This is a genomic window from Streptomyces sp. NPDC037083, assembly GCF_055606485.1.
Genome location: NZ_JBVJSQ010000005.1, coordinates 502,569 through 527,799, shown reverse-complemented (window position 1 = coordinate 527,799; position 25,231 = coordinate 502,569). Strand labels below are relative to the sequence as shown.

The 25,231-nt window shown below is 71.4% G+C and carries 24 protein-coding genes and 1 pseudogene; 17 read left to right on the top strand and 8 right to left on the bottom strand.

The features are described 5' to 3' along the window. The first annotated feature begins 104 nt into the window (after positions 1-104). Together ACZ7DE_RS17195 and ACZ7DE_RS17190 are read left to right on the top strand one after the other, a co-directional pair. Positions 105-1,370 (top strand): GNAT family N-acetyltransferase, encoded by a 1,266-nt coding sequence (locus ACZ7DE_RS17195; RefSeq protein WP_470761895.1) that lies wholly within the window; start codon positions 105-107, stop codon positions 1,368-1,370. A 297-nt stretch (positions 1,371-1,667) separates the two neighbouring features. Further along, on the top strand, positions 1,668-2,576 hold the full coding sequence (locus ACZ7DE_RS17190; protein WP_470761893.1) for a GntR family transcriptional regulator: 909 nt from the start codon (positions 1,668-1,670) through the stop codon (positions 2,574-2,576). On the opposite strand, the gene ACZ7DE_RS17185 is transcribed toward ACZ7DE_RS17190, so the two are convergent. Continuing rightward, positions 2,566-2,760 carry a hypothetical protein gene (locus ACZ7DE_RS17185; RefSeq protein ID WP_470761891.1) on the bottom strand — a complete coding sequence of 65 codons (195 nt, stop codon included), beginning with the start codon at positions 2,758-2,760 and terminating at the stop codon, positions 2,566-2,568. The two genes, ACZ7DE_RS17190 and ACZ7DE_RS17185, sit on opposite strands and share 11 nt — an antisense overlap. 152 nt (positions 2,761-2,912) lie before the next feature. On the opposite strand from ACZ7DE_RS17185, the gene ACZ7DE_RS17180 reads away from it, so the two are divergent. After that, positions 2,913-3,791, top strand: a complete 879-nt coding sequence (locus tag ACZ7DE_RS17180; RefSeq protein WP_470761889.1) for a FadR/GntR family transcriptional regulator — start codon at positions 2,913-2,915, stop codon at positions 3,789-3,791. Beyond that, on the top strand, positions 3,791-4,537 hold the full coding sequence (locus ACZ7DE_RS17175) for an HAD family hydrolase (RefSeq protein WP_470761887.1): 747 nt from the start codon (positions 3,791-3,793) through the stop codon (positions 4,535-4,537). Before ACZ7DE_RS17180 ends, ACZ7DE_RS17175 begins: the two co-directional genes overlap by 1 nt. Here the strand turns inward: ACZ7DE_RS17175 and ACZ7DE_RS17170 are convergent. Then, positions 4,524-4,709, bottom strand: coding sequence for a hypothetical protein (locus tag ACZ7DE_RS17170; protein WP_470761885.1), 186 nt, complete (start codon positions 4,707-4,709; stop codon positions 4,524-4,526). The two genes, ACZ7DE_RS17175 and ACZ7DE_RS17170, sit on opposite strands and share 14 nt — an antisense overlap. 124 nt (positions 4,710-4,833) lie before the next feature. Here ACZ7DE_RS17170 and ACZ7DE_RS17165 point away from each other — a divergent pair, with 124 nt between their 5' ends. The 5 genes from ACZ7DE_RS17165 to ACZ7DE_RS17145 all read left to right on the top strand — a co-directional run bounded on the left by ACZ7DE_RS17165 (position 4,834) and on the right by ACZ7DE_RS17145 (position 11,973). Further along, positions 4,834-5,715, top strand: a complete 882-nt coding sequence (locus ACZ7DE_RS17165; protein WP_470761883.1) for a winged helix-turn-helix domain-containing protein — start codon at positions 4,834-4,836, stop codon at positions 5,713-5,715. A 266-nt stretch (positions 5,716-5,981) separates the two neighbouring features. After that, positions 5,982-8,105: a phosphotransferase family protein gene (locus tag ACZ7DE_RS17160; RefSeq protein ID WP_470762059.1), complete on the top strand. Its 2,124-nt coding sequence runs from the start codon at positions 5,982-5,984 to the stop codon at positions 8,103-8,105. 79 nt (positions 8,106-8,184) lie between these two features. Then, entirely contained in the window at positions 8,185-9,072 is an 888-nt protein-coding gene (locus ACZ7DE_RS17155; protein WP_470761881.1) for a hypothetical protein, read from the top strand. A 76-nt stretch (positions 9,073-9,148) separates the two neighbouring features. Further along, on the top strand, positions 9,149-9,778 hold the full coding sequence (locus tag ACZ7DE_RS17150; protein WP_470761879.1) for a TetR family transcriptional regulator: 630 nt from the start codon (positions 9,149-9,151) through the stop codon (positions 9,776-9,778). Positions 9,779-9,834: 56 nt separating this feature from the next. Then, positions 9,835-11,973, top strand: coding sequence for a HelD family protein (locus tag ACZ7DE_RS17145; RefSeq protein WP_470761877.1), 2,139 nt, complete (start codon positions 9,835-9,837; stop codon positions 11,971-11,973). Positions 11,974-11,990: 17 nt separating this feature from the next. Here the strand turns inward: ACZ7DE_RS17145 and ACZ7DE_RS17140 are convergent, their stop codons facing one another. Then, entirely contained in the window at positions 11,991-12,371 is a 381-nt protein-coding gene (locus ACZ7DE_RS17140) for a winged helix-turn-helix transcriptional regulator (protein ID WP_470761876.1), read from the bottom strand. Positions 12,372-12,509: 138 nt separating this feature from the next. On the opposite strand from ACZ7DE_RS17140, the gene ACZ7DE_RS17135 reads away from it, so the two are divergent. The 4 genes from ACZ7DE_RS17135 to ACZ7DE_RS17120 all read left to right on the top strand — a co-directional run bounded on the left by ACZ7DE_RS17135 (position 12,510) and on the right by ACZ7DE_RS17120 (position 14,798). After that, a complete protein-coding gene (locus ACZ7DE_RS17135) occupies positions 12,510-12,917 on the top strand; it encodes a RidA family protein (protein WP_470761875.1) in 408 nt (135 codons plus the stop codon). Positions 12,918-13,051: 134 nt separating this feature from the next. Next, positions 13,052-13,495: a helix-turn-helix domain-containing protein gene (locus tag ACZ7DE_RS17130; protein WP_470761873.1), complete on the top strand. Its 444-nt coding sequence runs from the start codon at positions 13,052-13,054 to the stop codon at positions 13,493-13,495. Positions 13,496-13,617: 122 nt separating this feature from the next. Continuing rightward, positions 13,618-14,283, top strand: coding sequence for a hypothetical protein (locus ACZ7DE_RS17125; protein WP_470761872.1), 666 nt, complete (start codon positions 13,618-13,620; stop codon positions 14,281-14,283). 179 nt (positions 14,284-14,462) lie between these two features. Then, positions 14,463-14,798 (top strand): DUF2516 family protein, encoded by a 336-nt coding sequence (locus ACZ7DE_RS17120; protein ID WP_470761871.1) that lies wholly within the window; start codon positions 14,463-14,465, stop codon positions 14,796-14,798. A 210-nt stretch (positions 14,799-15,008) separates the two neighbouring features. Here the strand turns inward: ACZ7DE_RS17120 and ACZ7DE_RS17115 are convergent, their stop codons facing one another. From ACZ7DE_RS17115 to ACZ7DE_RS17105, 3 genes are all read right to left on the bottom strand, one after another. Then, complete coding sequence (locus ACZ7DE_RS17115) at positions 15,009-16,556, bottom strand: PP2C family protein-serine/threonine phosphatase (RefSeq protein ID WP_470761869.1); 1,548 nt, start codon at positions 16,554-16,556, stop codon at positions 15,009-15,011. Between the two features lie 251 nt (positions 16,557-16,807). After that, positions 16,808-17,902: a C40 family peptidase gene (locus ACZ7DE_RS17110; protein WP_470761867.1), complete on the bottom strand. Its 1,095-nt coding sequence runs from the start codon at positions 17,900-17,902 to the stop codon at positions 16,808-16,810. 202 nt (positions 17,903-18,104) lie between these two features. Then, on the bottom strand, positions 18,105-18,923 hold the full coding sequence (locus tag ACZ7DE_RS17105) for a class I SAM-dependent methyltransferase (RefSeq protein WP_470761865.1): 819 nt from the start codon (positions 18,921-18,923) through the stop codon (positions 18,105-18,107). Between the two features lie 494 nt (positions 18,924-19,417). On the opposite strand from ACZ7DE_RS17105, the gene mshA reads away from it, so the two are divergent. Together mshA and ACZ7DE_RS17095 are read left to right on the top strand one after the other, a co-directional pair. After that, positions 19,418-20,755, top strand: a complete 1,338-nt coding sequence (gene mshA, locus ACZ7DE_RS17100) for a D-inositol-3-phosphate glycosyltransferase (RefSeq protein ID WP_470761863.1) — start codon at positions 19,418-19,420, stop codon at positions 20,753-20,755. After that, positions 20,748-21,242: pseudogene (locus ACZ7DE_RS17095) on the top strand (type III secretion system chaperone family protein); the annotation flags it as partial. The gene mshA and the pseudogene ACZ7DE_RS17095, both read left to right, overlap by 8 nt. 209 nt (positions 21,243-21,451) lie before the next feature. On the opposite strand, the gene ACZ7DE_RS17090 reads toward ACZ7DE_RS17095, so the two are convergent. After that, positions 21,452-22,282: a helix-turn-helix transcriptional regulator gene (locus ACZ7DE_RS17090; RefSeq protein WP_470761861.1), complete on the bottom strand. Its 831-nt coding sequence runs from the start codon at positions 22,280-22,282 to the stop codon at positions 21,452-21,454. A 49-nt stretch (positions 22,283-22,331) separates the two neighbouring features. On the opposite strand from ACZ7DE_RS17090, the gene ACZ7DE_RS17085 reads away from it, so the two are divergent. Next, positions 22,332-22,757 carry a DUF2000 family protein gene (locus ACZ7DE_RS17085; RefSeq protein WP_470761859.1) on the top strand — a complete coding sequence of 142 codons (426 nt, stop codon included), beginning with the start codon at positions 22,332-22,334 and terminating at the stop codon, positions 22,755-22,757. A 160-nt stretch (positions 22,758-22,917) separates the two neighbouring features. Here the strand turns inward: ACZ7DE_RS17085 and ACZ7DE_RS17080 are convergent, their stop codons facing one another. After that, positions 22,918-24,243, bottom strand: a complete 1,326-nt coding sequence (locus ACZ7DE_RS17080; RefSeq protein ID WP_470761856.1) for an MDR family MFS transporter — start codon at positions 24,241-24,243, stop codon at positions 22,918-22,920. A 184-nt stretch (positions 24,244-24,427) separates the two neighbouring features. On the opposite strand from ACZ7DE_RS17080, the gene ACZ7DE_RS17075 reads away from it, so the two are divergent. Next, complete coding sequence (locus ACZ7DE_RS17075; RefSeq protein WP_470761854.1) at positions 24,428-25,189, top strand: phosphoglyceromutase; 762 nt, start codon at positions 24,428-24,430, stop codon at positions 25,187-25,189. The last annotated feature ends 42 nt before the right edge of the window (positions 25,190-25,231 follow it).

Sequence of the window (25,231 nt, the reverse complement as noted above, 5' to 3'; positions counted from 1 at the left end):
CACAGTGCATGCGACGGACACGGTGGACGCGGTGGACATGGTGAATGCCGTGGACGTGGGAAAAATCTTCGCACCGCCCGCCCGCCCCTGCCTACGGTGATCCCATGACCCGCCTCGCCACCCCGCACACCGTGGACGTCCGTCCGATCGCCGATGCCGAACTGCCCGCCTGGACACGGGCCGTGAACACGGGTTTTCTGCGCCCGCCCACCGTCCCCGACCAGATGCTCGCCGACCGCCGCACCGCGTTCTCCGACTCCCGTTTCTCCGGCGCCTTCGACGCGGGCCGGTGCGTGGCGACGTTCCGCTCGTTCGACCAGCGGCTCACCGCGGTCGGCGGCGCCGCCGTCCCCGCCGACGCCATCTCCAACGTCACCGTCGCGCCCACGCACCGTCGACGGGGACTTCTCACCCGCCTGATGGCCGACGACCTGACAGCGGCGAAGGAACGCGGGGACGTCGTGGCCACCCTGATAGCCGCCGAATACCGGATCTACGGCCGGTACGGCTTCGGACCGGCCACCTCGGCGACCGAGTGGTCGATCGACGTACCGCGCGCCGGCTTCGACCCGCGCGGACCGGTCCCGCAGGACGGCGGCCGCATCGACTTCGCCGAGGGCGAGGAGATCCGCCGGCTCGGTCCCGAGCTGCATGAGCGGCTGTGCCGCGTCCAGCCCGGCGCGATCAACCGGGACGAGCACTGGTGGGCGGCGCGCACCGGGCTGCTGTGGCTGCACGGCGATGCGTGGACCGAGCCCTTCTTCGTGGTGTACCGCTCGGCGGACGGCGTGGTCGAGGGCATGGCCTGCTACCGGGCGGACGACGAGTGGAGCGACGCCAAGCAGCCGCTGAACACGGCGCGGGTGGACTGGCTGATCACGGTGACCCCGGCCGCGGAGCGCGCCCTGTGGCACTACCTGTGCTCCATCGACTGGATCACGCGGGTGAAGAGCGGCTGGCGTTCCCCGGACGACCTGCTCCCGCACTATCTGCCGGACCCGCGCGCGGCGAGCATCACCACGCAGGCGGACTGGCTGTGGGTACGGATCCTGGACGTCGTAAGGGCGCTGGAGGCACGTACCTACGACTCGGCCGGCACGCTGGTTCTGGAGGTGGTCGACCGGGCCGGTCTGGCCGGAGGCCGCTTCCTGCTGGACGCGACCCCCGAGGGCGCCTCCTGCACGCCGACCACGCGCAGCGCCGACATCACCCTGGACGTCGCCGAGCTGGCGACGCTGTGGCTGAGCGACGTGTCCGCGGGGCGGCTGGCGGTGCTGGGCCGGCTCCAGGAAGAACGAGCGGGCGCCGCCCGGGGGGCCGACGCCCTGCTGCGAACGTCCGGGCGCCCGTGGTGCCCGGACATGTTCTGACGGCTCCTCTCGGCCGTTGGGAAAGTGGTCCATCCGTAGCTGTTCAGTTGTGGCTGTGCGTTCGCTCTGAAGTTGTGGCTGTGCGGGCTATGTTCAGTTGTGGCTGTACGTCGGTGCCGACTGCTCGGGCTCCCGGCTCCCCTCCGGATGGGAGCCCGACCGGCCAACCGTCTGAAAGTTTGACCACGTTGTTGAAGTTGGCAGCCAACTTCACTGTACTTATGTCCGCTTGGAAGCGTCCTATAACCATCTCCCTTTGAACTGCCACAAGATGGCGGGAAGTTGTAGTGTGCGGACGTGGACCCGGAAAATGCCTCCGTCAAGGCACGGAGGCGGGCGGAGCGGCCGCAGCCGTCACACCGCGAGGTGGCCGACGAGCTGCGCACCCGGATCAGAACCGGAGTGCTGCGGCCGGGTCAGCGCATGCCCACGCAGGCCAAGCTGGCGGACGAGTTCGGCGTCGAGCGGGGCACCGTGCGCCAGGCCCTGCGCATTCTTCAGACCGAGCGGCTGCTCACCAACGTCTCCAAGGGGAGTCCGGCGACGGTCGCGCCGCAGCCGGGCGCGGCCGGCCTGCCGGTCGGGCCCGGGGCGCCGCCGCAGCCCTCGATGGTGGGCCTCCCGCCGCGTATCACCGAGGCCTTCGCGGCCGAGCACGTCGAGGTCGACGCCCTCTGTCTGACGGCCGTCTCGCTGACCGCCGCGATCGGCGAACCCCTGCGGCAGATCCATGCGGGGCAACTGAAACCGGCCAAGATCGACGTCCGGGTGCTGCTGCCCTCCCGGGACATCGACCTCGCCTTCCCGACGCCGGTGGACGCCTCGGCCACCGGTCGGCTGCAGCGCCGCTGGCTGGCCCATCGCAACGCCCAGGGCCAGGTGCTGCGCCACAACCTGCTCACGCTGCGCTCCACGCACGGCATCGACGTCCACGTCACGTTCCGCGCGCTGCCCTTCACCCCGCCCGTCAAGCTGTACGTGCTCAACGGGACGGAAGCGCTGTTCGCCTACTACACCGTCCAGCGCGGCGAGCAGACGATCGATCAGGAGCACCTGGAGATGTACGACGCCGAGGGCACGCGCTCGGTGCTGTTCGCCTTCGAACAGGGGGCCGGACCGCGTGACACGACGTTCGTGGAACAGTCCCGCCTGTGGTTCGACGCGCTGTGGGAGACGATCAGCTCCGAGCTGGTCCTCACGAGCTGACGGCGGGACCGGAGGCGAGGAGGGCGAGGATCACGGCGCCGGCCGAGCTGATGGCGGGGCTCTTGGCCTTGATGCCGACGCTGAGCAGGAGCAGACCGACGGCGCCGGCGGTGCCGTACTTCCACTGGATGGTCTGCTCGACGCCGACGACGAAGGCGGCGCTGAGGAGGACGAGGACGGGCATGGTGGTTCCCCCCTTCCAGGCTGGGAGTGGAGGCGAACCTTCCGCCAACTCACTCAAGTTGGTAACCAACTATGACTATGTTGTCCCCACTTGGCAGCAACTGCTAAACAACTTTCAAACAACTCCCGTCAGATGGATGGAAGTTGTAGCGTTTGGTCGTGACCCAGGAGAACGTGGCAGTGAACGGCAGCAGAAGGCTCTCGCCCCAGGAGATCGCCGACGTCCTGCGCGAACGCATCCGCGTCGGGGATCTCAGGGCCGGCGACCGGCTGCCCACCCAGGCCGAGCTGGCCGACGAGTTCGGCGTGGAGCGCGGTGCGGTGCGCCAGGCCCTGCGGGCACTGCAGGACGACGGGCTGCTCACCAACGTGAGCAAGGGCAGCCCGCCCCGGATCGCGGAACCGCCGGCCCCGGGCACCGACGAGCCCCAGCCCACGATGGTCGGCCTGGCCCCACGGCTGACCGCGGCCTTCTCCGCCCCGCACGTGCGCATCGACGCCGCCTGTCTCACCGCCGAGAGCCTCATCCCGGCCCTGGGCGAGCCCCTACGGCTGATCCACGGAGGGCAGCTGAAGCCCGCCAGGATCGACGTCCGCATCCTGCTGCCGTCCCGCGACATCAGCCTCGCCTTCCCGGTCCCGGTCGGGGGCCGCGGCGACGACGACCCCGTCCACCAGCGCTGGCTGGCGATGCGCAACGCCCAGGGGCACGTCCTGCGGCACAACCTCCAGACCCTGCGCTCGCACGGCATCGACGTCAGCATCACCTTTCGCGCGCTGCCGTTCACCCCGCCGGTGAAGCTGTACCTCCTCAACGGCCAGGAGGCGCTGATGGCGTACTACATGGTCACCCGGAGGGAGGAGTCCACCGACACGGGAACCCTCGACATGTACGACGTTCTCGGCACCGAGTCGCTGCTCTTCTCCTTCGAGAAGGCGGTCGGTCAGCGCGACGCCGCCTTCGTGGAGGAATCCCAGAAGTGGTTCGACGCCCTCTGGGAAACCATCACGACGGACCTGACACTCTCCTAGTGACTTCTGATACGCAGCAGACCCAGCACACGACACCCGGTACCGAGACCGAGGCGGCGGACGTGCGTGAAGTGATCAGGGGCGCGCGAGTCGTCCTGTGGGACTTCGACGGACCGATCTGCCGTCTCTTCGCCGGTCACTCCGCGGAGGGCGTGGCCGACGGCCTGGTGGAGTGGCTCGAAGGACGGGGCCTGCACGGCCTGCTGACGGACTCCGAGCGGGAGTCGCTCGACCCGCACGTCGTGCTGCGCGCCGTGGACCGCCGGCACCCGGGCAGCGACCTGGTCACGGAGCTGGAGGAACGTCTCTCCCAGGAGGAGCTGAAGGCCACGGCCACGGCGATGCCCACGCCCTACGCCGACCCGCTGATCCGCACCCTCACCGCCCTCGGCCTGCGGCTGGCGATCACCACGAACAACTCCCCCCGGGTGGTCACCACCTACCTGGCGAGCCGCGGCCTCACCTCCTGCTTCGCGCCCCACGTCTACGGCCGCACCCAGGAGCTGAGCCACCTCAAGCCGCATCCGCACTGCCTCAACCTCGCCCTGCGCGCCACGGGCTCGGCGCCGGACACCGCACTGATGATCGGCGACACCCCCTCCGACTTCCTGGCCGCCCGGGAGGCGGGCGTTCCGTTCCTCGGCTACGCGCGTAACGAGCGCAAGGAGAAGCTGCTCAGGGGCGCGGGCGCGACACGGGTGGTGAACTCACTGGAGGCGGTGCTGACGGCGGTCAGGCGGCCATGAGCAGCAGCGCCACGAGCATGACGGCCGCACCGACGGCGAGCGCGTCATGCCGGGCCCGTACGCCCACGGCCAGGGTGAACAACAGCATCACGCCCACCGCTCCGAGCTTGGTCCGCACCGTCAACCCCGCGCACAGCGCCAGGAGTTCCCAGAGTGCCGATAACAGGAGCATGACCTTCCACCTGCCTGCCATTTTCGGTGAAGCCTACAAGTGCCAGTCCAATTGGACTGCTTGACGCGAAGTGGATTTCCCCTGACTGGTAGATCCCTAATCGGCCTGGCGGTACGGTCGCGTCGTGGACGCGCAGCAGAGCGGTGACTTCGGGGGCCGGGAGTTCCATCGGGTCGCCGACGACCTGCGCGCCCGGATGACGGACGGCACGTATCCGCTGCGCTCCTTCCTGCCGTCGCAGCGGGACCTGGCAGAGGAGTACGGGGTCTCCCGCGACACCGTGCAGCGAGTGCTGCGGGAACTGGCCAACGAGGGCTGGATCGAGTCCCGCCAGGGCAGCGGCTCCCGGGTGGTCAAGACCCAGCGGATCCAGTCCTCCACGCCCCGGGCCACCCGGCTGCGGCACGGCGCGTCGCTGGGTCCCCTGCTCAGCGAGGCCTTCGAGCAGCCGGAGGTCACCCTGGACGTCTACACGCTGACGTCCGAGTCGCTGGACGCGCACATCCGGCTGCAGGCCGAGCGGATCCGCGGCGGCTCGATCGCCCCCGAGCGCATCGGCCTGCGCATGATCCTGCCCACCAAGGATCTGGACCTGCCCTATCCACGGGTCAAGGACGACAGGAACGACGAGCGGCTGCGCAGCCGGCTGCACGACATCACCCACCGCCACACGGAGTCGCTGCGCTCGGTGCTGAGGGACCTGAGGACCGAGAAGTACGTGGCCTCCGTCGACGTCCAGATCCGGCACGCGCCGCTGACCCCGGCCTTCAAGCTGTACCTGCTGAACGGCGCCGAGGTGCTGCACGGGCCCTACGAGGTGATCGAGCGCCGGATCGAGCTGGAGTCGGGCGGCGTGATCGAGGAGATCACCGCGCTCGACGTGCTGGGGCTCGGCGCCACGCTGACCCATCATGTGAAGGACGAGGACCCGAACTCCCCGGGCACCGTCTTCGTCGACACCTGGCAGTCGTGGTTCGACTCCGTGTGGAACTTCCTCGCCGAATAGCCGCCGCGTCTGCGCTAGCATTCCCCAATCGCGCGAGCAATCGCTCCCGTTCCCACGTATGAGACGGCGAACCAGCCCGTCTCGAACGGCCCGACGCGGATGAGTGGCACACCACCCATTGGCCCACTTGCATCGCTCCGGTCGTGAGGCGCCTTTACCGTTTGCCCTAACATGCCCAGCGCGAGTACCCGGAGCGGCCAGTGGTCGACCACCTTGTTCCCCCTCGTCACCTCGGGGAACGAGCCGCCGAGGACACGTCCGACGTCCTGTCGGCCTTCGTCCGGGCCGCGGAGTCCACGCAGGCATCCAGCGGCCACCACAACCGCAACTACGTGCTGCCGTTGACGGACGAGCTGGCGCGACGGCTGCGCCGCGAGCCGGGCACCCCGGTGACGGTGCGCATCCGGCGACAGGACGCGCTGCCCGTGGTGATCAGGACCTGGCAGAACGAGGCGGCGATCCTCGACGCCCTCCAGGGAGTCCTGCCCCACGCGCCCGCGTGCCTGGTCAGGACCCCGGACTTCTCCGTCCACAGCTATGTGGAGGGCGTGCCGCTCTCCACCATCTGCGGAAACGGTAAACCTGTCGACACCCTGCTGATGAAGGCCCTGGCCGGGCTGCTGGCCCAGATGACCCAGGTGCGTCGGGCAGCGCTGCCGGACCTGCCGAGTGCCTGGCCCGCCAATCACAGCGACAGCCAGGGCTTCCTGAAGACCCTGGCCCGCTGCGCCGACGAACAGATCCGCAAACCCAACTGGGCCGAGTTCGGAGGTCTGTTCAAGGCACTGGGCATCTCTGACGACGCCCTTGTCCGGCTGGCCGAGCGGGTGCCGGCGATGACCCGGCGGCCGTACAGCCTGCTCCACGCCGACCTGCACCGGGACAACCTGATCGTCTCGTACGGCGGCGCCCCGCCGCTCGTCTGCGTCGACTGGGAACTGGCGACCTACGGCGATCCCCTGCACGACCTAGCCACCCACCTGGTGCGGATGCGGTACCCGGCCCACCAGTGGGACGAGGTCATCGACGCGTGGGCGGAGGCCATGCGGGAATGCCGGCCCAGCGCGGTCAAGGGGCTGGCCAAGGACCTTCGCCACTACATCGACTTCGAGCGGGCGCAGTCCGTCTACCCGGACGTCATGCGGACCGCGCGGTCGTTGCAGGAGTCGTTCACACAGAAGAGCCTGGACGAGGCGGCGGTGGAGGTGCGCCGGGCGCTGCTGGAGGCGGCGGAGCCCCTGCGGCTCAGGAACGTTCCGGCGAACGACGAGATCGAGCGGGCTCTCTTCCGGTGGCTGGCGTCACGCAGGGACGGGTCCGTGAGCGGCCGGGACTGGATCGCGAAGGCCTTCGGCTGGGTGCCGGATCCGCGTTTTCCCGAGAACCACCGCTTCCCCGCTTCCGCCGTGCGGGACGCGCTGCTCGCGGAGGGAGCCGCTCCGGCGCACCGGGTCTTCAAGGGAACCGCGCACCTGAACTCGGTGGTGTGCGTGCCGGACATGCGGACTCCCGTGGTCGTGCGCCGCAAACTGCCCGACGTGTCGCGCCGGGAACCCAAGTACCTGAGCGAGCATGCCGTCCTGCAGGCGATCCAGGAGTCACGCGTCCGCGTGGCGGCGCCCGAGGTCCTCGCGCTGGGCGTGAGTTACCCGGACGACCGGTTCAGCATTCACACCTACGTGGGCACCCACATCGACCTGCCGCCCGTCCACCCGAAGAACGGCCTGCTGCCCCACGAGGCGGACGCGCTCGTCGACCAGCTGTGTGAACTGACGCGGGTGAATCATGAGTTGATCGATCCGCAGGCCCGGGACGTCGACTTCTGCGAGTGGCTGAAGGAACAGCTGGTCGGCCTGGTGCGGGACCTGCCGAAGGAGTCGCTGCAACTGGCGCGTTCGCTGGGGCTGCCCGACGAGCGGCGGCTTCGGGAAATCCTCTCGCGGCACCGGGTGAGCCATCGGGCGCCGGCTCTGCTGCACGGCGACCTCAACCCCTGGAACCTGGTGCGCCGCACCGACGCCCTGGCCCTGACGATCATCGACTGGGAGATGGCCCTGGTCGGCGACCCGCTCTACGACCTGGTCCGGCACATGCACCTGACGCCGACGAAGCCTGAGATCAGGGAGCGGATGTTCCTCCGGTGGCAGCGGCGGCTGGCCCCGGAGTACACCCGGGACTGTGCGAAGGACTGGACCGTCTACCGCTGGATCGAGATCATCCGATCCGCGTACATCGACCTCGACCGTCTGGCGACAGGGTCGAGTCTGGACGCCCCCAACGTCCGCCGGGCCGTCAACTCCTACGCCGACACCCTCGCGGCCGCCACCGCCTCCCTGGGCCTCCCGATACCGGCCACCGCGAACCCCTATCTTGCCCGCGCCCTTGCCTAGGGCCACCCTGGTCGGATCGACCACCGTTCGGACCAGGGTCGGTTGACGCCCTCGGGCGTGAGGCGCGAGGGGGTCGGACATGTCCGCGCGGGGAAGCCGAACAACGGGCGAGGGCGGCGTGGGGAACGCGCTGCGGCGCTACCAGGAGCGCTTCGAGCCGACGGTCACCAGGGTCCTGCTCCTCGGGATCTTCGTCACCGGTCTGACGGCCCAGTTCGTCAAGCCGGTCGGCGACGCCCTGGAGGGCAAGGCCTTCCTCGGCGGCGCCCTTCTCAGTCTGGTCGGCTACGTGCTCTACGACACGGTGAAGGACCTGGCGACGGCGCTGCGGGCGCCGGTCCGGGGGCAGGTGAACTCCCGGGAACTCGGCCTCTTCGTCAGCGAGGCGTTCCGGGCCCGCACCGTGGACATCGCCTTCCTCGGCTACACCGGGGAGACCCTGTACAACGAGCTGTACCACCGCCTCGAAGGCCTCCTCGACGATCCCGGCCCCACCCGCAACGTCACCATCCGCGTGCTCATCCCCGACTTCGGGCAGCCGATGACGGTGCCCTCCAGGGTGGGGGCGGACGGCATCCCCGTGGACGACCCCGACTTCCGCAAGCGCCTGGAAGCCAAGTGCCGGGAGTTCGACGAGACGCTGTACGGAATCGCCGAACGGCTCACCGGCCGGGGCCGGGTCACGGCGCGCTGCGAGTACCGCCTGTATCCCGGCATACCGAGGGACAAGATCTGCGTCTTCAACCGGGAGCTGGTGCTGCACGGGCTCTACGACGTCGTCGCCCGCACGGTGCTGAGCAGCGCCTCCCCGGAGTACTACGACCCCAAGGGATACCGCACGGACCTCAACGTGTGGTCCCAGGAGGGGACGGAGGACGCCCGGGCCGTCATCGCCGCGTGGAACAAGCACCTCGACGACCTGTGGGGTCTGGCCGCTTCGCCGCCGTGGCGCGCCCCCGCACCGTGAGGCGGTGTCTCGGCGTGACCCGGATCCCGGGCGTCGCCGTCCTCGACGTGCCGACCCGCCCCCTTAGGCTCCCCCCATGAGTGAGAGCGGGCTGCGGGAGCGCAAGAGACAGCGGATGTACCAGGCCGTGTCGGAGGTCGCCGTCCGGCTCTTCCTGGAGCGCGGCTTCGACGCGGTGTCCGTCGCCGAGGTCGCCGCGGCGGCGGAGATCTCCAAGCCGACCCTCTTCCGGTACTTCCCGTCCAAGGAGGACCTGGTCCTGCACCAGATCGCCGATCACGAGCAGGAGGCGGCGCGCGTGGTCGCCGCGGCGCGCGCCGAGGGAGTCGCGCCGCTGGCCGCACTGCGCCGGCACTTCCTCGACGGGGTGGCCGCCGACGATCCCGTCACCGGCGTCAACGACCACCCGAACGTGCGCGCCTTCTACGACCTGCTCTACGGCACCCCCTCCCTGGTCGCCCGTCTGTACGGCTACCTGGAGCGCTCGGAGTCCGCCCTCGCCGACGCCCTCGCGGACGACCTGCCCACCGCGCTCGACGCCCGGCTCGCGGCCGGCCAGATCATCGCCGTCCGGCGGATCCTCGCCGAGGAGAACTGGCGGCGGGTCGCGGCGGGGGAGCGGCTCGAGGACGTGCGGACGGACGCGGTGGCCGCGGCGGAGCGGGCCTTCGACATGCTGGGCACGGGGCTGCCGCAGCTCGCCTGAAATCAGAGACTCAGTAAAATATGTAACTCGGTAACGTTATTCGTTACCCTGGTCGCATGACGGCACCCGAGCTCGCCCCCAAGGACTCCGCGGACCCGGACCCCCAGGACCTCGACACCGCCCTGCGTCGCGAACGCGCCCACCACGACACCTGCAGAGCCGCGCTCACCGCCATGGTCGAGGGCGCCGACCTGCGCGTCGTCACCGGCGAGGACGTCTCCGCCTCCGGCGCCGACGCCGAAGTCCTCGGCCACCGGTTGCGCAGCCACGCCAAGGCCCTGCACGAACTGCCCGAAGGCCCCCTGTTCTTCGGGCGGCTGGACTTCGCGCACGGCACGGGCGGCGAGCACGAAGGACTCGCCCACCACATCGGCCGGCTGCGCATCAGCGAGCACCCGGCCGCCCCGCCCCTCGTCGTCGACTGGCGCGCACCCGTCTCCCGAGCCTTCTACCAGGCGAGCGCCCGCGATCCCCAGGGCGTCGCCGTACGGCGGCGGTTCGGCTGGGCCCCCGGCAGCCGGGGCGACTCCGCCGACCTCACGGGCCTGGAGGACGAGCGCCTCGACACGGGCGGGCCGGCGAACGCGCCCGGGCCCGGGGCCGCGGCGCCGGACGGCGGCATCGTCGCCCGCGAGATCGAACGTCCGCGCGTCGGCCCCATGCGGGACATCGCCGCGACCATCCAGCCCGAGCAGGACGACCTCGTACGAGGCGACCTCACCCGGTCGGTGTGCGTGCAGGGCGCCCCCGGGACCGGCAAGACAGCCGTGGGCCTGCACCGGGCCGCCTACCTCCTCTACACCCACCCGCGACGCATCCAGCGCGGCGGACTGCTGATCCTCGGCCCCAACCGGGCCTTCCTCTCCTACATCGCGGAGGTGCTCCCCGCCCTCGGCGAGACCGGCGTACGGCAGTCCACCCTGCACGAGGAGATCGGCCGGCACCGGGCGACCGGCACGGACCCCGACCGCACCGCAGCCGTCAAACACGACCCGCGGATGGCCGAGGTACTGCGCCGCGCGGTGTACGGGCGGGTGGCTGCCGAGCGCGCCGAGGACCTCTCCGTCCCGGAGGGCTCCTACCGCTGGCGCGTCACGGGCCGCGCGCTGACCGAGATCGTCGCGGGCGTCCTCGCCGAGGCTCCGCCCTACGAGACCGGACGCGAACGCGTGCGCAGCCGGATCGTCCGCCGCATCCAGGAACAGGCCGAACGCCGGAGCGGACCGCGCCCGGCCTCCTGGACGCGCCGGATCGAACGGGCGCGGGCGGTGAGCGCGTGCGTGGAGGCGGTGTGGCCGAAGCTGCGCCCGGAAGAGATCGTCGCCCAACTCCTCACGGATCCGCAGGAGCTGGCTCGCTCCGCGGCGGGCCTGCTGGACCCCGACGAGCAGCGGGCCCTGCTCTGGCCGCGGCCGCCCCGCTCCCCGAAGTCGGCGCGCTGGTCGACGGCCGACCTGGTCCTGCTCGACGAGGTCGCCGGCCTCCTCGAACATCCCCGGGGATACGGCCATGTCGTCGTCGACGAGGCCCAGGACCTCTCCCCGATGGAGTGCCGCGCCGTCGCCCGCCGGGTCCCCTTCGGCTCCCTCACCGTCCTCGGCGACCTGGCACAGGGCACCACCCCCTGGGCGGCGGCCTCGTGGCGGGTGCAGATGACCCACCTGGGCAAGCCGGACGCCACGATCGTCCCGCTGACCACGGGGTTCCGCGTCCCGGCCGCAGTGCTCGCCCTCGCGGGCCGCCTCCTCGACCGCCTCGACGTCGACGTGCCGCGGGCCGACTCGCTGCGCCGGGACGGCGAACTGCGCGTCCGGCGGGCGGACGGCGGCCTGCCCGACGCGGTCGTCGCCGCCGTACGCGACGCACTCGCCCGCGAGGGCTCCGTCGGCGTCATCGCGGCGGACGCGCAGGCGGCCGCGATCCGCGAGGCGCTGACCGTGGTCGGCGTCCCGTCCTGCGGCCCGGACGAACCGGCCGCCCGGGTGACGGTCGTCCCCGCGACCCTGGCCAAGGGCCTGGAGTACGACCACGTCGTCGCCGTCGAACCGGCGGCCGTCGCGGAGTCGGAGGAACGGGGCCTGAACCGGCTCTACGTGGTGCTGACGCGCGCGGTGACCCGGCTCGAGGTGGTGCACGAGAGGGCGCTGCCCTGGGACGAGGTGGTGCACGACAGGGCGCTGCCCTGGGACGGGTGAGAGCGCGCCGCCGGGCGTCAGCCGTCGAATCGGCGGCGGGCGGCCTCGATGTGACCGAGGTACCGGTGGGTCCAGCCGCACATCCCGTCGACCGTCGCCCGCAGGCCCCGCCCCGACTCGGTCAGCGTGTAGTCGACCCGCGGCGGCACGGTGGGGTGCACGGTGCGCTCGACCAGGCCGTTGCGCTCCAGCATCCGCAGGTTCTGGGTGAGCATCTTGTGGCTGATGCCCTCGATCTGGTCCCGCAGCGCACTGAAGCGCAGGGTGTCCTCGCCGAGAGCCTCGATGATCAGGAGCGCCCACTTGTTGGCGACGTCCGAGAAGATCTCCCGCGCCAACGAGTCCGCGCGCCTCAGGTCCGCTTCCTCGGGCGAGCCGTTGAACTGCTTGGTCACCATCAGGTTCCCCAGTCACCGAAAAGTGCGTTCTTCCACGTCAGCAGCCACTCTCTTACGGTTCCCGAGTAACCACAAGTGACCGTGAGCGTCCCGGTGGGGCGCGAGCCCCGGGCGCTCGTGTGCGAGGAGGCGGGCAGCATGACCATCACCCTGGTGAACCCGAGCGGACTGCCGGAGATCCCGGTGTACCGGCAGGTGTCGATCGCGACCGGCTCGAGGCTGGTCTTCGTCGCCGGGCAGGTCGCCTGGGACGCCGAGGGGGTCACGGTCGGCCGAGGCGACCTCGCCGCCCAGGTCGAGCGGAGCTACCTCAACGTCGGCACCGCACTGGCCGCGGCCGGCGCCTCCTTCGCCGACGTGGCGAAGCTGACCGTCCACGTCGTCGACTGGACCCCGGACAAGATGCCCCTGCTCCTGGAGGGAATCGCGCGCGCCTCCGCGAAACTGGGCATCACCCCCGTCGCGCCGGCCACCCTGATCGGTGTCGCGGCACTGGACGTCCCCGACCATCTCGTCGAGGTCGAAGCCGTCGCGATCATCGACTGATCGGTGGCCCGTGGCATGCGCACTGTCCGTTCCCGGCGGAGGCGAGCCGGTGCTCCCGGCAGGCGGACGTGGCGCGGCGCACTTTTGCAAGCAGGTGCTTGCAATAGTTAGCGCGGGTGGTGCAAGGTGGAGGCATGGCATCGCTCAACGTCGGCAATCTCGGTGAGTACCTGCGCGAACAGCGGCGCAACGCGCAGCTGTCGCTCCGGCAGCTCGCCGACGCCGCCGGGGTGTCCAATCCGTACCTGAGCCAGATCGAGCGCGGGCTGCGCAAGCCGAGCGCGGAGGTGCTGCAGCAGGTCGCCAAGGCGCTGCGGATCTCCGCCGAGACGCTGTACGTGCGGGCCGGCATCCTCGACGCGGAGCGGGACCGGGACGAGATCGAGACCAGAGCGGTCATCCTCGCCGACCCCACGCTCACCGAGGCGCAGAAGCTGGCGCTGCTCCAGATCTACGAGTCCTTCCGCAAGGAGAACGGGATCGGGAGCGACGGCCGCGGCCACGGCGACGTGGACGGTGCGGACGCCCGGGCCCGGGCTCAGGAGAGCGACGCCGACCCGCAGCAGACGGCCAGTTGACCGGACCAGGGGACCGGCCGCACCGCTGCGGACCCGCACGACCCCCAGCCGAGGACGACGTACTCGGCACGCACGACGCACACGACCTGTACGACGAACGTGAATCCGGGAGGACCTTCACCATGGCCATCACCGACGACCTGCGCAAGACCCTGAGCGACCCGACCCCCCTCTACTTCGCCGCGGGCACCGCCGACCTGGCCATCCAGCAGGCGAAGAAGGTGCCGGGTCTGGTGGAGCAGCTGCGCACCGAGGCTCCGGCCCGTTTCGAGGCCGTCCGCAACACCGACCCCAAGACCGTGCAGGAGAAGGCCGGCGCCCGCGCCAAGGAGGCCACCGCCCGCGCCAAGGAGGCGCAGGAGACCCTCCAGGCCAAGGTCACCGGCTTCATCAGCACCCTCGACGGGGACATCAAGAAGCTCGGCAGCACCCTCGACGCCGACCTGAAGAAGTTCGGCGAGACCGCCCAGGACTTCGCGCTGCGCGGCGTGGGCGTCGCCGCCGAGTACGCCGTCAAGGCCCGCGAGACCTACGAGAAGGTCGCCGAGCACGGCGAGCAGGCCGTGAAGACCTGGCGCGGCGAGGCCGCCGAGGAGATCGAGGAGCTGGCGATCGCGGTCGAGCCGAACGCCGAGCCGAAGCCGGAGCCGGTCAAGGCGACCGAAGCGCCGAAGCCCGCTCCGGCCGGGGCCAGGACCGAGCCCGCCCCGGAGGCGAAGACGGCCGCCGCCAAGAAGGCTCCGGTGCGCAAGCCCGTCGCGAAGAAGACGACGCCGCCCGCCAAGTGAGACCGACGGCCGGCGCGGGAACGGCGAACAGCGACATACGGTCACGGGCCGGGCACTGACACGGTGCCCGGCCCGTTGTACGGGTAGCCGGAGTGCGGTTGCGGGTACGGTGACCGCGTAGGGACGAGCAGGTCGAGTCGAGACGAGACGCGTCGAATCGGGTGGTGGGCGTTGTGCTGATGGCAGGCTTCGCAGGGCTGATGTGGCTGCTCTACCTCGCCATGTTGGTGCTCGCCGTGGTGGCACTGGTGATGGCGGCGCTGTTCCGTGACGACGCCTACCGGGCAGCAGACAAGCAGAACAAGGGCTTCTGGCTGATCATCCTCGGCATCGCCGTCGCGGTGAACCTGCTGGTGCCGATGCTCTTCCTGCAGCTCGCGGGCCTCGTCGCCACGATCGTCTTCTTCGTGGACGTCCGTCCCGCCCTCAGGCAGGTCTCGGGCGGCGGCTGGGGTCGCCGACGCGGCGGAAGCAGCAGCGACGGCCCGTACGGCCCGTACAACGGCGGACGGTAGCCGCCCGGCGTCCCCGACGCTGCCCACGTCCGACGCCGCTCATCTCCGCGGCTGATCACGTCCTGCGACACTCAGGTCCGGCGGCGCTGGCCGGGCGGCGCGTGTCCGAGCGAACGGCTCCGGCACCCAGTGGAGCGGCTCCGTCACCCGAGCGGAACGGCTCCGGCTCCCAGCGCGCGGCTCCCTCACCCGAGCAGCGGAGCGGCTTCGTCACGGCACGCGGTCCAGCAGGACCACCGCCACGTCGTCCGTCAGCTCGCCCCCGTTGAGCTCACGCACCTCGTTCACCGCGGCCTGCAGCAGGGCCTCCCCGCTCAGCCCCTCGGAGAGCTGGCGGCGGATCATCTCCACCATGCCGTCCTGGCCCAGCCGCTCCCGGCCCTCGCCGATCCGGCCCTCGATCAGGCCGTCGGTGTACATCATCAGGCTCCACTCGGCGCCCAGCTCGACCTGCATCCGAGGCCAGCGGGCGCCCGGCAGCAGGCCGAGGGCGGGGCCGTTGTTGTCGTAGGGCAGCAGACGCGCGGGCCGGTCCGGGCGGGCGATCAGCGGCGCGGGATGACCGGCCAGGCACAGGCCCGCCCGGCGGCCGTCGGGCGCGATGTCCACCGTGCACAGCGTCGCGAAGATCTCGTCGTCGTCGCGCTCGTGCTCCAGCACCTGCTGAAGCGTGTTCAGCAGCTCGTCCCCGCACAGGCCGGCCAGGGTCAGCGCCCGCCAGGCGATGCGCAGCTCGACGCCGAGCGCCGCCTCGTCCGGACCGTGGCCGCAGACGTCGCCGATCATGGCGTGCACGGTGCCGTCCGGCGTGCGGACGGTGTCGTAGAAGTCGCCGCCGAGCAGCGCGCGCGAGCGGCCGGGGCGGTAGCGGGCGGCGAAGCGCAGCTGCGAACCCTCGAGGAGGGGCGTGGGCAGCAGTCCGCGTTCCAGCCGGGCGTTCTCCTGCGCGCGCAGCTTGCCTTCGGCGAGCCGCCGCTCGGCGGTGTCGGAACGTTTCCGCTCCACCGCGTAACGGATCGCCCGGCTCAGCAGCCGACCGTCCAGCTCGTCCTTGTAGAGATAGTCCTGGGCGCCCACGCGCACCGCCTCGGCGCCACGCTCGGCGTCGCCGGACGCGGTGAGCGCGAGCACGGCGTGCCGGGGTGCGAGACGGAGCACATGCCGCAGGACGGCGAGCTCGTCGTCGCAGGTGTCGGACGACCGGCCCGGCGCGGGCAGCGCGAGGTCGAGCAGGATGCATTGGACGTCGTCGGTGAGCAGCCGCTCGGCCTCGGTGAGGTTGCGGGCGGTGCGCACCCGGATCGGCTTGCCGTCCGAGTCGCGCAGGTCGCGCACGATCGGCGCGGCCGTGGGATCGTCCTCGATCAGCAGCAGGGTGAAGGTGGTGTGGGCGGAGCCCACGCCGTTGGCGCCCGTGGGGTTGCTGCCTGCGCCGGCGGCGCTCGCACCGGCGGCGGTCATGTCAGGGGCGCTCCCCTCGTCGGGGCACGCTTTCGCGGCACCGGGCGCACCGGTGCTCGCGTCGGCGGCACCCGGCTCGCCAGTGCTCACATCGGGGGTGCTCACGTCGTGGTGGACGCCGTCGGCAGGCATTGCGTTGCGTGCTGTGCCGTTCTCGGCCGGCGTCGCCTCGTGGCGACCGGCGTCCTGGTTGCGGGCGGCTTCTTCCGTGGAGGGGCCGCCGACTGCGGGCCTGGCCTGCGCCTGACCACTCTCCGCGGCCGGGATCGCTCTCTGCCGCGGTATGGGTACGGGCATCGTCTTGGGTTCCTTCCCTCCCCCCGAGGGCATGGCGGGGGCGAGGGACCTCGACCCACCGACGGGGACCATAGCGGCAGAAGGCGCCGCAACGGAATGGCGTGAAGCACGCTGCTCGATCTCTGGCCGCTGTCATATGCCGCGTTCCCTACCGCACTTGGGCACGACGGGAACACGGCGGTGATGACGAACGTCACGTCCGCCCGGAGTTTGGGGCCCGGAGGGGGGTGCGGTGGGTCACATGGCCCAGGTCACGCGTCCGGACGCACGACCCCGAGTATCGGCATGGAACCGGCCCCCGCGAGCGTGACCGTACGGCCCGGACGCGGGGCGTGGACGATCGAGCCGTCGCCCACGTACATCGCGACGTGGCTGGCGTCGTCGAAGTAGATGATCAGGTCGCCGGGGCGCATGTCCTCGACCGGGACGTGCGGCAACTGCTTCCACTGTTCCTGCGAGGTGCGCGGGATCGTCCGGCCGGCGCTCTTCCAGGCCTCGGAGGTCAGTCCGGAGCAGTCGAAGCTGTCCGGGCCCTCGGCGCCCCACACGTACGGCTTGCCGATCTGCGCGGTGGCGAACTGCACGGCCGCCTTGCCCTGGACGGACGCCGCGCTGTCGATCGCGTCGAGAATGCCCGTGTCCAGCCAGGCGGTCTGCGCCTTCTGCGCGGCCTGCCGCTCCAGCTCCTCGAGGCGCGCCTTCTCCTTCTTCTCCAGCTGCGACTGGAGCTTCTCGGCCTCCGCGATCTGCTTCTCGATCTTCTTCTGGGCCGCCGCCTTGGTCTTGCGGCCGGCCTCCAGCTTCGCCCACTGCGCGGAGGCGTCCTTGGAGTACTGCTCCAAGTCCTGCTGGGTGCCGGTCAGTTCGCCGATCAGGCCCTTGGTGGCGCGCTGGCCCTGGCGCACCCGGCCCGCGCCGTCGAGGAACTCCGACGGGTCGTCGCTCAGCATCAACTGCGCCTCGTCGGGCAGACCGCCGGTGCGGTACTGGGCGCGAGCCGCCGCTCCGGCGCGGTCCTTCAGCTCGGCCAGCTTCTCCTGGCCCGCGACGATCTTCTTGGCCAGCGCGACGATCTCCGCGGACTGCTTCTGTGCCGCTTCCTCGGCCGCGTTGTAGGCGTCGGTGGCCACCGCGGCGTCGTGATAGAGCTCTTCGAGCCTGGTGCGGACGGCTTCGAGGTCCTTGTTTCCGGTCGCGGTCGAGGGCAGCGCGGGGGCCGTGGAACTCGCCGCCGGGGACGGCGTGGGGTTCGGGCTCGCGAACGCGACACCGGGCGCCCCCAGCACGGTGACCGCGCAGACCACGGTCACAGCCGCCGCGAGCAGGCCGCGCTTGCCCGTTCCCATACCTCGTCCCCCAACGCTGATTAACCGTCAGTAACTTACGGTGCCCGGGGGATCGTGCCATGTCACGGCCGAAAACGACAGAGGTGAGGACAGAACGACAGAACGAGTCCTTCCCCTTCTCTCCACTCCGGCATAACGATCTCCCGGCCTGTGTGACGAACGACTCACGGAGATCGTTCCCGGCGACCCTGGCGGCTCCTGCTCAAAGCTTGGGCGCCAACGCCTGCCAGCGCACCGTCACTTCGCCCTGCCGCCAACGCAACGGCGAGTCCGTCACCGGCCAGTCGGCCGTCAGGTCCCGTATCGCACGGATCCACCTCTGGCGCGCGCCGTACGACGCGTAGGGCGCGGCGGCTGCCCAGGCGCGGTCGAAGTCGCGCAGGAAGGCGTGGACCGGCTCGCCCGGAACGTTGCGGTGGATGAGCGCCTTGGGCAGCCGCTCCGCCAGGTCCGAGGGTCGTTCCAGGGAGCCCAGCCGGGTCGCGAACGTGACCGTGCGCGGCCCTTCGGGCCCGAGCGCGACCCACACGTGCCGGCGTCCGATCTCGTCGCAGGTCCCCTCGACCAGCATGCCCCCACGGGACCCGGTCGCCGGATCGGCCGGCGCGAGCCGTGAGCACAGCCGCTCCCAGACAGCGGGGACGTCGCCCTCGTCGTACTGCCGCAGCACGTTGGCGGCGCGCACGAGGTGCGGCCGTCGGGGGACCGGGACCTCGAACCCGCCGTGGCGGAAGACCAGCCCCTCGCGCTCGTACGGCACCGCGGCCGCGACCCGGGCGGGGTCGATCTCGACGCCCACCACACGCGCGCGTGGCGCGACGGAACGCAGTCGCTGCAGCAACTCGACGGCCGTCCAGGGCGCGGCCCCGTAGCCGAGGTCGACGGCGACGGGGTCGACGGCCCGCCGCAGCTCGGCGCCGTGCGTCGCCGCGATCCAGCGGTCCATGCGGCGCAGCCGGTTGGGATTCGTCGTCCCGCGCGTGACCGTGCCCACGGGGCGGGCGGGAGCGCGGGATGTCATACCCACGAGGGTATGCGCTGCCTCCACCCATCTCGGCCCGCCCACGCCGACCCGTCCACGGACGGAGGCCCGCATGGGTGTGCTGGGCCCGATTGGGGGCGCCTGGGGCTCTGGGGGCGGGGCACGTCTGGGGGGCGGGGTCTGGGTCCGGTTGGGGTGCGCGGCCCGCTGGGGGCGGTGGCCTGCGTGGGGTGCCGGGCCCGGTTGAAGTCTGCGCGGGCCGCTGGCTGGGGGCAGGGGTCTGCCTGGGCGTGCTCGACGCCCCCGCTCACGGCCGCCGCGCCCCATCCGCCCGCGGTCGCCGCGTCTCGCCCGCCGCCCGAGCCTCCACGCACGTGCGCCTCGAACGGTTGAGCGATGTTGGTAACGGCTGGGCAAAAACCGCCACTTTCCGAAACCCGCCCGGAATGGGAATGCCTTCCTCCGGTGTTCCACCCCCCGGAGGGCGCGCCACACCCTCCTTCCGGCATGCCCGCAGCAAGGAGGAAGGCCCCGTGAGCCAGTACGCCAACAGGCTCGGGCGTCGCTCTACGGCGGCTCCCTCGCGGCTCAGGCTCCACCGCCGCCCCCGTCGCGTCGCGATGCTCTCCGTGCACACCTCTCCGCTCCACCAGCCCGGCACCGGCGACGCCGGCGGCATGAACGTCTACATCGTCGAACTCGCGCAGCGCCTCGCCGCGATCAACATCGAGGTCGAGATCTTCACGCGCGCGACCACCGGCGGCCTCCCGCCGACCGTCGAACTGGCCCCCGGCGTCCTCGTCCGGCACATCGACGCGGGCCCCTACGAGGGCCTGGCCAAGGAGGACCTGCCGGCCCAGCTGTGCGCCTTCACGCACGGCGTGATGCAGGCCTGGGCCGGCCACCGCCCCGGCTACTACGACCTCGTGCACTCGCACTACTGGCTCTCCGGCCACGTCGGCTGGCTGGCCGCCCAGCGCTGGGGCGCGCCCCTGGTGCACGCCATGCACACCATGGCCAAGGTCAAGAACGCCAACCTGGCCGACGGCGACACCCCCGAGCCCGCCGCCCGTGTCATCGGGGAGACGCAGATCGTCGAGGCCGCCGACCGCCTGATCGCGAACACGGCGGAGGAGGCCGACGAACTCGTACGGCACTACCACGCCGAACCCGGCAAGGTCGCGGTCGTGCACCCCGGCGTCAACCTCGACCGCTTCCGCCCGGCCGACGGCCGCGCCGCCGCCCGCGCCCGCCTCGACCTCCCGCAGGACGCCCTGGTCCCCCTCTTCGCGGGCCGCATCCAGCCCCTGAAGGCTCCCGACGTCCTGCTGCGCGCGGTGGCGGTCCTGCTCGACGAGCGCCCCGACCTCCGCTCCCGCATCGTCGTACCGATCGTCGGCGGCCCCAGCGGCAGCGGTCTCGCCAAGCCGGAGGGGCTGCAGAAGCTGGCCGCCCGGCTCGGCATCGCGGACGTCGTACGGTTCCGGCCGCCGGTCGGCCAGGACCAGCTCGCGGACTGGTTCCGGGCGGCGTCGCTGCTGGTCGTCCCCTCCTACAGCGAGTCCTTCGGCCTGGTCGCCATAGAGGCGCAGGCGGCCGGCACCCCGGTGCTCGCCGCCTCGGTCGGCGGACTGCCGGTGGCCGTCCGGGACGGTGAGACGGGATTCCTGGTGCAGGGCCACGACCCGGCCGGCTACGCGCGCGTGCTCGCGCGCTTCGCCGACCGGCCCGAACTCCCCGCCCGTATGGGCGCGGCCGCCGCCGCGCACGCCCAGTCCTTCGGCTGGGACACCGCGGCCGCCGCCACGGCCGACGTCTATGCGGCCGCGACCCAGTCCCACCGCCGTCGCGTACGCTCCGAGCATGGGTGACGTGGAGAAGACGGCGGCACAGGCCATCGAGGCCTTCCTGCAGGACGCGGAGCTGGAGTGGGAGAGCCCCGCGCCCGGGAACTACGTGGTCCAGCTGCCCGGCACCCGCAAACTCAAGACGACCGTCTCCCTCATCGTCGGCGGCCACTCCCTCTCCCTGAACGCCTTCGTCATCCGCCACCCCGACGAGAACGAGCCCGGCGTCCACCGCTGGCTCCTGGAGCGCAACCTCAAGCTGTACGGCGTCGGTTACGCCGTCGACCAGCTCGGCGACGTCTACGTCACCGCCCGCCTCCCTCTCGCCTCGGTCACCGCCGACGAGGTCGACCGCCTCATGGGCCAGGTCCTGGAGGCCGCCGACGGCGCCTTCAACACCCTCCTGGAACTCGGCTTCGCCGGAGCCATCCGCCGGGAGTACGAGTGGCGGATCTCCCGGGGCGAGCCGACGCACAACCTGGCAGCCTTCGCCCACCTGACACAACGCCCGACCACCCCGACGGACGCGACCGCCCCGACGGACGCCACGGACTCGACCGCCCCGACGAGTTCGACGGCCAGGACGGACTCGACGACCGACTGACGGCCGCTCTGGGGCAGTCGCAGCCGGAGTCGCAGTGGCGTCGCTCCCGCTTCCGCTTCCGCTTCCGCTTCCGCTTCCGCTCCCGCTTCCGCTCTCGCGGAGTCGCTCGCCGTCGATCACCGGACGGGCTGCTTGCCACGCCCTCCGTACCGTCCCGGCGTGACGCCCACCAACTTCCTGAAGTGCCGGGTGAGATGAGCCTGGTCGTAGAACCCGGACGCCGCCGCGACCTCACCCGGCGGCCGCCCGTCGAGCAGCAGCCGACGGGCGAGGTCGACGCGACGGGCGGTCAGGTACTGGTGCGGCGCGATGCCGTACGCCGAGCTGAACGCCCGTACCAGGTGGGCCGGATGGGCCTGCGCCAGCCGCGCCGCCTCGTCCAGCGCGAGGCCCTGGACGACCCGTTCGTCGAGGAGTTCGCGCAGACGCCGGGCGAGGACCGGATCGCGGCGCGGGGGAGCGGCCGGCCGGCGGGGCCTCAGATGGTCCCGCAGCCGCTCGCCGATCAGCGTCAGCCGGCTGTCGGCCGCCAGCTCGTCACCGGGCCGGGCGAGCGCGGAGTGCAGTTGCCCCACCCGCCGGCGCAGGACCGGATCGCGCAGGTCGGGCGCGTCGACGGCGGCCCCGATGAGGTCCTCGCCGAGCACCCCGGCGTCGAGATACAGCACCCGCTTGCGGAAGCCCTCCGAGGTCACGGCCGAGCCGTTGTGCGGCACGTGCGGCGGCAGCAGCGTGACCGTGTCGTGCGGCGTCCCGTGCTCGTGCCGGTCGAGGTCGTAGCGCACGGCGCCGTCGTCGACGATGAGCAGCGTCCACGCCTCGTGGACGTGCATCGGGTAGGCGTACTCGGTGAAGTGGGCGTGGAAGACCTCCACCACGCCCGGGACGCGGGGACGCCAGGCGGAGACGTCGGCCGTGGGCTGCGCGGCCAGGTGCTGGGCGGCCATGCAAAGAACGTACAAGACGGTGGTGGACGACGGTCGGCAGTCTCGTCGCATGAACAGCGAACCGATCCGCTTCGACACGAAGATCGCCGTGCTGCTGCGCGAGGACCTGGAGACCTGGCAGCGCCTGAACGTCACCGCGTTCCTGGTCAGCGGCCTCGGCACGGAGCTCCCCGAGGTGATCGGGGAGCCGTACGAGGACGCCGACGGCGTCCGGAGTCTGCCGATGTTCCGCCAGCCGGTGCTGGTCTTCGAGGGCACGAAGGAGATGCTGAAGACGGCCCACGCGCGCGTGCTCTCCCGCTCGCTCCCGCGCGCGGTGTTCACGAGCGACCTCTTCGCCACCGGCAACGACCGTGACAACCGGGCGGCGGTGCGTGCCGTGCCGACGGCCGAACTGGACCTGGTCGGGCTGGCGGTGCACGGCCCGAGGAACGCGGTGGACAAGGTGCTGAAGGGGGCGCGGATGCACCCCTGACCAGCGACGCCCGGTTCCGGCGACTCCGGAAGCCCGGCCGCTCCGGAAGCCCGGCCGTTCCGGAAGCCCGGCCGCTCCGGAAGCCCGAGGGCTCCCTAAGCCCGAAGGCTCAGGAGCCCCGGAGACTCCAGAGCCCCGGAGACTCCAGGGCCCCGGTGGCTCAGGCGGCGCTGACCTCCGGCTCGGCCGGCTCGGCCGTCTTCGCGGGCTCGGCCGTCTTCGCCGGGGCGTCCGTCTTCGGCGGGGCGTCCGGCCGGTCGACGACGGACGCGGGCGCCGTCTCCTCGTCCGGCAGCCGCCGCATCAGCACCCCGTACCCGAGTCCTGCCGCCGTCCCGACGACCGCGCACATCCCCCACAGCCACTCCGCGCCGAACCGGTCGATGACGAAGCCGGACATCACCGGGGCGACCAGGGAGGCCACGGCCCACGAGAGCGTGTACATGCCCTGGTAACGGCCTCGGCCGTGGGTGGGCGAGAGGCGGACGACGAGCCCGGTCTGGGTGGGCGCGTTGACGATCTCGGCGAGCGTCCACACGCAGACGGTGAGCGCGAACACGCCGACCGACCCGGCGAACGCGGTGAGTCCGAACCCGTATCCCGCGAGGACCGAGGAGACCACCAGCAGCCGCCGGGGATCGCGGTGCTCGATGAACCGCGTGACGGGGATCTGCAGCGCGACGATGAGGACGCCGTTGACGGCGATGGCCATGCCGTAGTCGGCCGGTGTGAACCCGGCCGCGCCCATCGCCACGGGCAGCCCCACGGACCCCTGCTGGAAGACGAGCGCGACCAGGAAGGACAGTCCGACGACGCTCATGAACCGCCCGTCGCGCAGGACGGTCCCCAGGCCGACCGTCTCGCTGTCGCGGACGCTCCTGTCCGTCAGCCCGGGCCGCGACTCGGGCAGCTTGAGGAAGACGACGACCGCGCACACGAACGTCATCCCGGCCTCGAGAAGGAACCCGGCGCGGTAGCTGACCTCGGCGATGAAGCCGGCGGCCATGGAGGAGACGGCGAAGCCGAGGTTGATGGCCCAGTAGTTGAGCGAGAAGGCGCGGACCCGGTCCTCGGGCCGCACGATGTCGGCCATCATCGCCTGCACGGCCGGCCGGGACGCGTTGGAGGCCATCCCGACGAGGAAGGCGACCCCGGCGATCGCGACGGGATGCTCGACGAACCCGAGCAGCGCCACGGAGGCGGCGGTCGAGGTCTGCGCCACGAGCATTGTGGGCCGCCGTCCGAGCCGGTCCGCCATCACCCCGCCGGCGAGCGACGAGACGACCCCGCCCAGCCCGTGCAGCGAGGCGACGAGTCCGGCGTAGGAGGCGGAGTAGCCGCGGTCCAGCGTCAGGTACAGCGCCATGAAGGTGGCCACGAAGGCGCCGAGCCGGTTGACGAGGGTGCTGGTCCACAGCCACCAGAACTCCCGGGGCAGCCCGGAGAGCGTCTCGCGGACGGCACGTCTGAGAACGGCGACAGGCATGACTGATCCCCCGGGATGTAAGCGGCGCTGGCGGTGCTCAGAACTTACGAGAGAGGGGGAACCGGCTGCCACTCGATTAACAGAAACGGTCAATCGTCACCCGTCCGCCGCCCGTCCGCCGTCGGCCTGTCCGCGGTACGAGCAGACGCACAACGCATCGGAGCGGTGGATTACGCTCATACGCATGGCCGACGCACCGTACAAGCTGATCCTCCTCCGCCACGGCGAGAGCGAGTGGAACGCGAAGAACCTGTTCACCGGCTGGGTGGACGTCAACCTCAACGAGAAGGGCGAGAAGGAGGCGGTCCGCGGTGGCGAACTCCTGAAGGATGCCGACCTCCTGCCCGACGTGGTCCACACGTCCCTCCAGAAGCGGGCGATCCGCACCGCCCAGCTCGCGCTGGAGTCCGCCGACCGCCACTGGATCCCCGTCCACCGCTCCTGGCGACTGAACGAGCGCCACTACGGCGCCCTCCAGGGCAAGGACAAGGCGCAGACCCTCGCGGAGTTCGGCGAGGAGCAGTTCATGCTGTGGCGCCGCTCCTACGACACCCCGCCCCCGCCCCTCGAGGACGGCACGGAGTTCTCCCAGTCCGCCGACCCGCGCTACGCGACGATCCCGCCGGAGCTCCGCCCCCGCACGGAGTGCCTGAAGGACGTCGTCATCCGGATGCTCCCGTACTGGTACGACGGCATCGTCCCGGACCTCCTCGCCGGCCGCACGGTCCTCGTCGCCGCCCACGGCAACAGCCTGCGGGCCCTCGTCAAGCACCTCGACGGCATCTCGGACGCCGACATCGCGGGCCTGAACATCCCCACGGGCATCCCCCTCGCCTACGAACTCGACGCCGACTTCAAGCCGGTGACCCCGGGCGGTACCTACCTCGACCCGGACGCAGCGGCGGCCGCGATCGAAGCAGTCAAAAACCAGGGCAAGAAGAAGTAACGAGACACCGGTAAGCCCCCGACCTGCGGTTTCTTCGCGGGG

Bases quoted from the DNA above. Each gene is read 5' to 3' on its own strand.
- ACZ7DE_RS17195 (WP_470761895.1), top strand. From the start codon at position 105: ATGACCCGCCTCGCCACCCCGCACACCGTGGACGTCCGTCCGATCGCC.
- ACZ7DE_RS17185 (WP_470761891.1), bottom strand. From the start codon at position 2,760: ATGCCCGTCCTCGTCCTCCTCAGCGCCGCCTTCGTCGTCGGCGTCGAG.
- ACZ7DE_RS17170 (WP_470761885.1), bottom strand. From the start codon at position 4,709: ATGCTCCTGTTATCGGCACTCTGGGAACTCCTGGCGCTGTGCGCGGGG.
- ACZ7DE_RS17155 (WP_470761881.1), top strand. From the start codon at position 8,185: ATGTCCGCGCGGGGAAGCCGAACAACGGGCGAGGGCGGCGTGGGGAAC.
- ACZ7DE_RS17150 (WP_470761879.1), top strand. From the start codon at position 9,149: ATGAGTGAGAGCGGGCTGCGGGAGCGCAAGAGACAGCGGATGTACCAG.
- ACZ7DE_RS17145 (WP_470761877.1), top strand. From the start codon at position 9,835: ATGACGGCACCCGAGCTCGCCCCCAAGGACTCCGCGGACCCGGACCCC.
- ACZ7DE_RS17140 (WP_470761876.1), bottom strand. From the start codon at position 12,371: ATGGTGACCAAGCAGTTCAACGGCTCGCCCGAGGAAGCGGACCTGAGG.
- ACZ7DE_RS17135 (WP_470761875.1), top strand. From the start codon at position 12,510: ATGACCATCACCCTGGTGAACCCGAGCGGACTGCCGGAGATCCCGGTG.
- ACZ7DE_RS17130 (WP_470761873.1), top strand. From the start codon at position 13,052: ATGGCATCGCTCAACGTCGGCAATCTCGGTGAGTACCTGCGCGAACAG.
- ACZ7DE_RS17125 (WP_470761872.1), top strand. From the start codon at position 13,618: ATGGCCATCACCGACGACCTGCGCAAGACCCTGAGCGACCCGACCCCC.
- ACZ7DE_RS17120 (WP_470761871.1), top strand. From the start codon at position 14,463: ATGGCAGGCTTCGCAGGGCTGATGTGGCTGCTCTACCTCGCCATGTTG.
- ACZ7DE_RS17115 (WP_470761869.1), bottom strand. From the start codon at position 16,556: ATGCCCGTACCCATACCGCGGCAGAGAGCGATCCCGGCCGCGGAGAGT.
- ACZ7DE_RS17110 (WP_470761867.1), bottom strand. From the start codon at position 17,902: ATGGGAACGGGCAAGCGCGGCCTGCTCGCGGCGGCTGTGACCGTGGTC.
- ACZ7DE_RS17105 (WP_470761865.1), bottom strand. From the start codon at position 18,923: ATGACATCCCGCGCTCCCGCCCGCCCCGTGGGCACGGTCACGCGCGGG.
- ACZ7DE_RS17090 (WP_470761861.1), bottom strand. From the start codon at position 22,282: ATGGCCGCCCAGCACCTGGCCGCGCAGCCCACGGCCGACGTCTCCGCC.
- ACZ7DE_RS17085 (WP_470761859.1), top strand. From the start codon at position 22,332: ATGAACAGCGAACCGATCCGCTTCGACACGAAGATCGCCGTGCTGCTG.
- ACZ7DE_RS17080 (WP_470761856.1), bottom strand. From the start codon at position 24,243: ATGCCTGTCGCCGTTCTCAGACGTGCCGTCCGCGAGACGCTCTCCGGG.
- ACZ7DE_RS17075 (WP_470761854.1), top strand. From the start codon at position 24,428: ATGGCCGACGCACCGTACAAGCTGATCCTCCTCCGCCACGGCGAGAGC.